Genomic DNA, 7,000 nt, shown 5'->3' on the forward strand with positions numbered 1-7,000 from the left:
GCTGCTGGCGTCCGTGCTGGGCCGGATGTTCGGCGACCTCGGCGGTGGCCTCGACAAAGACCGGCTGGGGCTGAATGCGCCGTCGTCGAGCGCGACGGGGGCCGGCGGTTCGGCTGCCGCGGGCAGCACGGTCAAACCGGCGAAGGCCACCGTCTTCTCCCCGGGCGGCGACCCCGACTCCCCGGGCCAAGCCGGCCTGGCGATCGACGGCGATCCGGCCACCGCCTGGACGACCGACACCTACAACGACGCTGTCCCGTTCCCCACCTTCAAAAGCGGTGTCGGGTTGCTACTGCAGCTGCCGACGCCCACGGTGGTCGGCAACGTCACCATCGACACCGCCAGCACCGGAACCAAGGTCGAGCTCCGCTCGTCGCCGACACCGACGCCGGCCAGGCTGGACGACACCGCGGTGCTGACGCCGCCAACGACGTTGCAACCCGGTCACAACAGCATCCCGGTCAAGGCGGCGTCGCCGACGTCGAACCTGCTGGTGTGGATCTCGACGCTGGGAAGCACCGGCGGCAAACACCGCGCCGAAATCTCCGAGCTCACAGTGCAGGCCGCGTCCTAGCTCCAATCAACGAACCAGCCTGTTTGGGGTGAAGTGCTGCGTACCCGGCGATTCGTTACTGTCCGGCCGTGGGTTTGGAAGCGCCGGTTCGGCGGCAACGCAGCGACGCCGAACTGCTGGCCGATCACGTCGCCGGCGACCGCCACGCCTTCGCCGAGCTGTTCCACCGTCATCACCGCCAGCTGCATCGCCTTGCCCGCTTGACCAGCCGCAATCACGAGGACGCCGAGGATGCGTTGCAGGACGCAATGCTCTCGGCGCATCGCGGTGCGGGTTCGTTCCGGCACGACGCCGCAGTCAGCAGCTGGCTGTACCGCATCGTCGTTAATGCCTGTCTGGATCGGCTGCGCCGCAGCAAGGCTCATCCGACGGCCCCGCTGGACGACGTCCACGCGGTGCCTGACAGGACCGCCCAGGTCGAAACCGCGATCGCGGTCCAGCGGGCGCTGATGCGACTACCCGTCGAGCAGCGCGCCGCGGTGGTCGCGGTCGACATGCAGGGTTACTCCATCGCCGACACCGCCCGCTTGCTTGGTGTCGCCGAAGGCACCGTCAAAAGCCGATGTGCCCGCGCGCGGGCCCGGCTGGCCGCGCTGCTCGGTTACCTCGCGACCGACCTCGCCGTCGAGCCCGTCGCCGATTCCGCCCGCCGCCAGGGGCATTAGCGCCGCGACGTCTTCTGCGTCGTGGTCCGGCGTGTGCATAGCGGTCAGCCTGTGCATAACGGACACTGGGGCGGATGGCTGACGCTGACAACGACGCTGCGCACGATGGCGAGGGCGCCGACCCGCCGCTGACGGTGGAGCTGCTCGCCGATCTGCAAGCCGGTCTGCTCGACGACGACGAGGCGGCGCGGGTGCGAAAGCAAATCCGCGCCGATCCGGCGGCTCAAGAGGCGCTGCGCGCCCTCAACCACGTCCGTCGCGATGTCGCCGCGCTGGGCGCCGACTCGCGATCGGCGCCGGGCACTCCCCCGGCTGTCGTTGCCCGCATCACAGCCGCGCTGCGCTCCGCGCCCCGCCCCGGCGCCGCCCACGCACTGCGACCGGTCAGCCGTCCGACGCGGAAAGTTGCCGCCGCAGCCGGCGTCGCCGCCGCAATCGCCGCGGTCGGGGTGGGCACCGTGGCCCTGCTGCACAGTCCACCGTCCACACCGAGCGCGCCGAGCACCGTCCAGCACATCACGGTGTCGCGGCCACCGGCGACGGTTGCGCTGTCGGCTCCAGAAATCCTGGGACTGCTCGCGAGCGGCCCCGACTATGGCCCGCTGAGCGACCCCGGCCGACGCGCCTCATGCCTGACCGGACTGGGTTATCCGGGGGCCACCGAGGTGCTGGGCGCGCGGCCCGTCGAGGTCAGCGGCCGGTCAGCCGTGTTGCTGGTGCTTCCCGGGGATAGCCCCGACCGGCTGACCGCGCTGGCAGTGGCACCCAACTGCAGCGCAGCCGACACCGGTCTGCTGGCCAGCACCGCCGTTGCCCGCCCGTAGCGGTGCGCGGAACAGCACCGCCTACGCTGGCGTTCATAGTCGTGAAGTCGTTTTGTTCCAAGCCGGTAGCGGCTTTCTTACGCGAAAGGCCTGTATGACCGCCCCCCGCACTGTGCACGACGTGATGATCATCGGATCGGGCCCCGCTGGCTACACCGCAGCCATTTACGCAGCGCGGGCGCAGCTGGCGCCACTGGTGTTCGAGGGCACCTCGTTCGGCGGTGCGCTGATGACGACAACCGAGGTGGAGAACTACCCCGGCTTTCGCAACGGCATCACCGGCCCGGAATTGATGGACGAAATGCGCGAGCAAGCGCAGCGGTTCGGCGCCGATCTGCGGATGGAAGACGTCGAATCGGTCTCCCTGGAGGGTACGGTCAAATCCGTCGTGACTGCCGAGGGGCAGACCTACTACGCCCGCGCCGTCATCCTGGCGATGGGCGCAGCCGCCCGCTATTTGCACGTTCCCGGCGAGCAGGAATTGCTCGGCCGGGGCGTGAGTTCCTGCGCGACCTGTGACGGGTTCTTCTTCCGCGACCAGGACATCGCCGTGATCGGCGGCGGCGACTCGGCGATGGAAGAGGCGACCTTCCTGACCCGCTTTGCCCGCAGCGTGACGATCGTGCACCGCCGCGACGAGTTCCGGGCGTCGAAAATCATGCTCAACCGCGCCCGCAGCAACGACAAGATCCGGTTCGTCACCAACCACGTCGTCACCGCCGTCGAGGGCGACACCACGGTCACCGGGCTGCGGCTACGCAACACGATCACCGGCGAAGAATCCGAGCTGGCTGTGACCGGCGTGTTCGTCGCGATCGGCCACGACCCGCGCTCGGAGTTGGTCCGCGACGCGGTCGATGTCGACCAGGACGGCTACGTGCTGGTGAAGCAACCCACCACGAGCACCTCCGTCGACGGTGTGTTTGCCGCCGGCGACTTGGTGGACCGCAGCTATCGGCAGGCCGTTACCGCCGCCGGCACCGGGTGCGCCGCGGCGATTGACGCCGAGCGTTGGCTGGCCGAGCGTGCAGAATCCGGCGGGGCCACCGAAACCCAGGCCGGCACCGACACCGATCTGATTGGAGTACCGCAATGACCGAGAACACCAGCGCCCCAGTCGAAGTCTCCGACGCTTCCTTCGCGACGGAGGTGTTGTCCAGCAAAACGCCTGTGCTGGTTGACTTCTGGGCCACGTGGTGCGGGCCGTGCCGGATGGTGGCGCCAGTGCTCGAGGAAATCGCCGCCGAAAAAGCCGGACAGCTCACGGTCGCCAAACTCGATGTCGACGCCAACCCGGAGACCGCCCGCGATTTCCAGGTGGTCTCGATCCCTACGCTGATCCTGTTCAAGGATGGTCAGCCCGTCAAACGGATCGTCGGCGCGAAGGGCAAGGCCGCGCTGCTGCGCGAGCTTTCCGACGTGGTCCCCAGCCCCCAGTAAGACAGTTCGGCCGCCAGGATCTCGACGGTGATTGGCCTGGCGTTTTCCTGAATTCGAGAAGCGTCTGCGACAATACCGCCTAGCCTGTCAAGCATCGGCAGCTCCATTCGGGCTGGCTCACCGGAGGGTCCTGGCATGTCGAATCCGCATCGTGGCGTCGGCGACGAGCTACGCTGCGGCGACCGCAGCGCTGCCGTTACCGAGATCCGCGCCACGCTGGCATCGCTGGGATATCTGGACGGACCCGAGGCAGACCTCACCACCGGAAAACAAGTGGCGCCGGACGTATTCGACGCCGAGCTCGACCAGGCGGTGCGAGCCTTTCAGCAACAACGCGGGCTGCTGGTGGACGGGATCGTCGGCGAAGCGACGTATCGCGCGCTAAAGGAAGCGTCCTACCGGCTCGGCGCCCGTACACTATTTCATCAGTTCGGCGCGCCGATGTACGGCGACGACGTCGCCACGCTGCAGTCCCGGCTGCAAGATCTCGGCTTTTACACCGGCCTGGTGGACGGATACTTCGGGTTGCAGACGCACAATGCGCTGATGTCGTATCAACGCGAATACGGTCTCTACGCCGACGGCATCTGCGGCCCAGAAACGTTGCGATCCTTGGATTTTCTCGCATCGCGAGTTACCGGCGGCTCCCCGCACGCCATTCGTGAAGAGGAGCTCGTCCGTCGCTCCGGCCCGAAACTGTCTGGCAAGCGGATCATTATCGATCCCGGCCGCGGCGGGGCCGACCACGGACTGATCACCCAAGGCACAGCCGGACCCATCAGCGAAGCAGACATATTGTGGGACTTGGCAAGTCGGCTCGAAGGCCGGATGACTGCCATCGGCATGGAGACATTCTTGTCCCGCCCGCCCAACCACAGCCCGGCCGATGCCGAGCGGGCGGCCACCGCCAACGCCGTCGGCGCTGATCTGATGATCAGCCTGCGCTGCGCGAGCCTCGCCAGCCCATCGGCCAACGGGGTGGCGTCCTTCCATTTCGGCAATTCACACGGATCGGTCTCGACCATCGGCCGCATGCTTGCCGACTTCATCCAGCGAGAAGTAGTGGCGCGCACCGGTTTACGCGATTGCCGCATTCACGGCCGAACGTGGGATCTGTTGCGGCTCACCAGAATGCCGACCGTTCAAGTCGACATCGGCTACATCACCAACCCGCATGACCGAGCCAAACTGGTCACCCCGCAGACCCGAGACGCCATCGCCGAAGGCATCCTCGCCGCGGTCAAGCGGCTCTACCTGCTCGGCAAAAACGACCGCCCAACCGGCACGTTCACATTTGCCGAATTACTGGCCCACGAGCTCGCAGTGGAGCAGGCGAGCCGGCTCAGCGGCTCATAGCCGACGCCCCCGCCGCCACCGGCTGCTGCAACTGCGCATTCTCGAGCAACCGCTCCAACGCCGCTTCCACCTCGGCCTTCCAACCCAAGCCTTTATCCAGCTCCAGGCGAAGCCGCGGAAAGTACCGGTGCGGCGCCACCACGACGAACCCAGCGGCCTGCAGGAAATCCGCGTCGATGATGCAGTGGTCCACCGTACAGTCACCGACGGCAGCCAGCACCGGCCGGATCTCCGGCTCCGCGGTGCGCGCATCCTGCAGCTCGCTGACCGCCGCGGTGCGGCCGAATGCCTCCAACGCCCGAACGCCGCGGCGCACCAACTCGTCGACCACTCGAGCGACGAGGCTGTGCCGCAGCTCTTCGGCTGCCTGGGGCTCCACCCCCATCGACGTCAATAGCACCGCATCGGCCGATACCGGAGCAGTGGGAAAGCGCTGGGCCCGGGGCACCACTCGCGGCGGTGCATACAGCACGTACCCCAGGCAGGGAGGTTCACTGCTTCCGCACTCGGCCGGGTCCGCCGTCGCCACCTGGCCGCATGAGCCCCATTCCAGCATCACCATCGACAGCCAGGCTTCCTTCTCGAATTCGGGGTCGGCCAGGTGGTCGTCGGCGCGCAGCGCCGCGGGGTCGACTTCCCAGTAGACACAGCGCCGCGCATGCTTGGGCAGCTGCTCGAACGCTTCGAGCCGCAGCGGTGTGATTCGGGCAGACACTAGACTCCCAGGCCTCCACGCGGTGCTGGCGCTGATGACCCTACCCGGGCCACCGGCACACGCATGGTTATCGCTGATGACCCCCGCCGTCTTCGCGGCCAGGGCGCTGTCGGGATCCCCGCCGCTCGGGCTGTCCGGCCCGCGCCGTCGCAGGGGTGTGCCACGTGCCTTGCTCCTTATCACGCCGGTCTCCGCTGGCTGGAATTCAGCAAGCGCGGCCCGCACCGTCCACAGCCGGATATCCGGCTACAACCCCTCCAGGATAGGAGAGGTAGTCGGTGCCCGGCCAGTACAACCGCTCGGTGACCCCGGCACGGAAGCCAAGCCGAAAACTACTGCGCTGCAGCGCAATCCGGCGGTGGCATCAGGCCCAAACCTGCCCCCCGTCACAGTGACGGAACTACACCGTGTCGTTGGTCATGCCTGGGCCGCGTCCATCAGCCCGACGATGCGCTGTAGGTCGTCGACGGAGCCGAACTCCACCACGATCTTGCCCTTACGTTTGCCAAGGCTGACCGTGACGCGCGTATCCAACGCGCCGGAGAGCCGCTCAGCAACGTCTTGCAGGCCCGGCATCTGGATCGGCTTGCGCCTCGGCTGGGCCGGCGCAGGACCGTCACCGCGGTTGGCCAATGTCACCGCTTCTTCCGTCGCACGCACAGACAGGCCCTCGGCGACAATTCTGGCTGCCAGCTCCTCTTGAGCCTCCGGGCCGGCCTCCAGCGCCAGCAGCGCACGGGCATGTCCGGCGGACAGCACACCGGCGGCCACCCGCCGCTGAACAGCGATCGGTAGCTTCAGCAGCCGGATCATGTTGGTGATCAGCGGGCGGGACCGGCCGATGCGCGCCGCGAGTTCGTCGTGGGTGACGCCGAATTCGTCCAGCAGCTGCTGGTAGGCCGCGGCCTCTTCCAAGGGATTCAGCTGCACGCGATGGATGTTTTCCAGCAGGGCATCGCGCAGCATGTTGCCGTCGCCGGTCTCCCGGACGATCGCGGGGATCGCGGTCAGGCCCGCCTGCTGGGCGGCACGCCAACGCCGCTCCCCCATCACGATCTGGTATCGGGTGCCGTTCTGGGAGCCGTCCAACGCCCGCACGACGATCGGTTGCATCAGCCCGAATTCCCGGATCGAGTGCACGAGTTCCGCGAGTGCCTCTTCGTCGAACGATTGCCGCGGCTGGCGGGGGTTCGGCTCGATGAGTGCGGGGTCGATCTCGCGGTAGACCGCGCCGACCGCGTTGCCGTTCACCGGGGCGTTGCCGCCGAGCACCACGTCGGCGGCCGCATCACCCATGCGCGGTCCCAGGCTGGTGTCGGCGCTTCCGTCGGGCGGGCTGGTGGGGATCAGGGAGGCCAGGCCGCGGCCGAGTCCGCCTCGTTTGCGTGATGGCTGATTCATGCTCGTCCCTCCGCTGCTGGTGGCT

At 67.7% G+C, this 7,000-nt stretch carries 7 protein-coding genes and 1 pseudogene; 6 read left to right on the forward strand and 2 right to left on the reverse strand.

Features of this window, described 5'->3' with window-relative positions:
* The 6 genes and pseudogenes from VFA16_RS13310 to VFA16_RS13335 all read left to right on the forward strand — a co-directional run.
* Positions 1–574 (forward strand): annotated as a pseudogene (locus tag VFA16_RS13310) (murein biosynthesis protein MurJ); the annotation flags it as partial.
* Between the two features lie 68 nt (positions 575–642).
* Complete coding sequence (gene sigM, locus VFA16_RS13315) at positions 643–1,239, forward strand: RNA polymerase sigma factor SigM (protein ID WP_324968268.1); 597 nt, start codon at positions 643–645, stop codon at positions 1,237–1,239.
* A gap of 74 nt (positions 1,240–1,313) precedes the next feature.
* Entirely contained in the window at positions 1,314–2,063 is a 750-nt protein-coding gene (locus VFA16_RS13320; protein ID WP_324968269.1) for a hypothetical protein, read from the forward strand.
* Between the two features lie 94 nt (positions 2,064–2,157).
* On the forward strand, positions 2,158–3,159 hold the full coding sequence (trxB, locus tag VFA16_RS13325) for a thioredoxin-disulfide reductase (protein ID WP_324968270.1): 1,002 nt from the start codon (positions 2,158–2,160) through the stop codon (positions 3,157–3,159).
* Positions 3,156–3,503, forward strand: a complete 348-nt coding sequence (trxA, locus tag VFA16_RS13330; RefSeq protein WP_324968271.1) for a thioredoxin — start codon at positions 3,156–3,158, stop codon at positions 3,501–3,503. The genes trxB and trxA overlap by 4 nt, the downstream gene beginning before the upstream one ends.
* A 135-nt stretch (positions 3,504–3,638) precedes the next feature.
* The gene (locus tag VFA16_RS13335; RefSeq protein ID WP_324968272.1) at positions 3,639–4,859 is read left to right on the forward strand and encodes an N-acetylmuramoyl-L-alanine amidase; all 1,221 of its coding nucleotides are present in this window, start codon (positions 3,639–3,641) and stop codon (positions 4,857–4,859) included.
* On the opposite strand, the gene VFA16_RS13340 is transcribed toward VFA16_RS13335, so the two are convergent.
* The gene (locus tag VFA16_RS13340; protein ID WP_324968273.1) at positions 4,846–5,574 is read right to left on the reverse strand and encodes an acetyltransferase; all 729 of its coding nucleotides are present in this window, start codon (positions 5,572–5,574) and stop codon (positions 4,846–4,848) included. The genes VFA16_RS13335 and VFA16_RS13340 overlap by 14 nt on opposite strands.
* Positions 5,575–5,991: 417 nt before the next feature.
* Entirely contained in the window at positions 5,992–6,975 is a 984-nt protein-coding gene (locus tag VFA16_RS13345) for a ParB/RepB/Spo0J family partition protein (protein WP_324968274.1), read from the reverse strand.
* Between the last annotated feature and the right edge of the window lie 25 nt (positions 6,976–7,000).

Origin of the sequence: Mycobacterium sp. (genome assembly GCF_035653355.1) — a bacterium.
Classification (GTDB): domain Bacteria; phylum Actinomycetota; class Actinomycetes; order Mycobacteriales; family Mycobacteriaceae; genus Mycobacterium.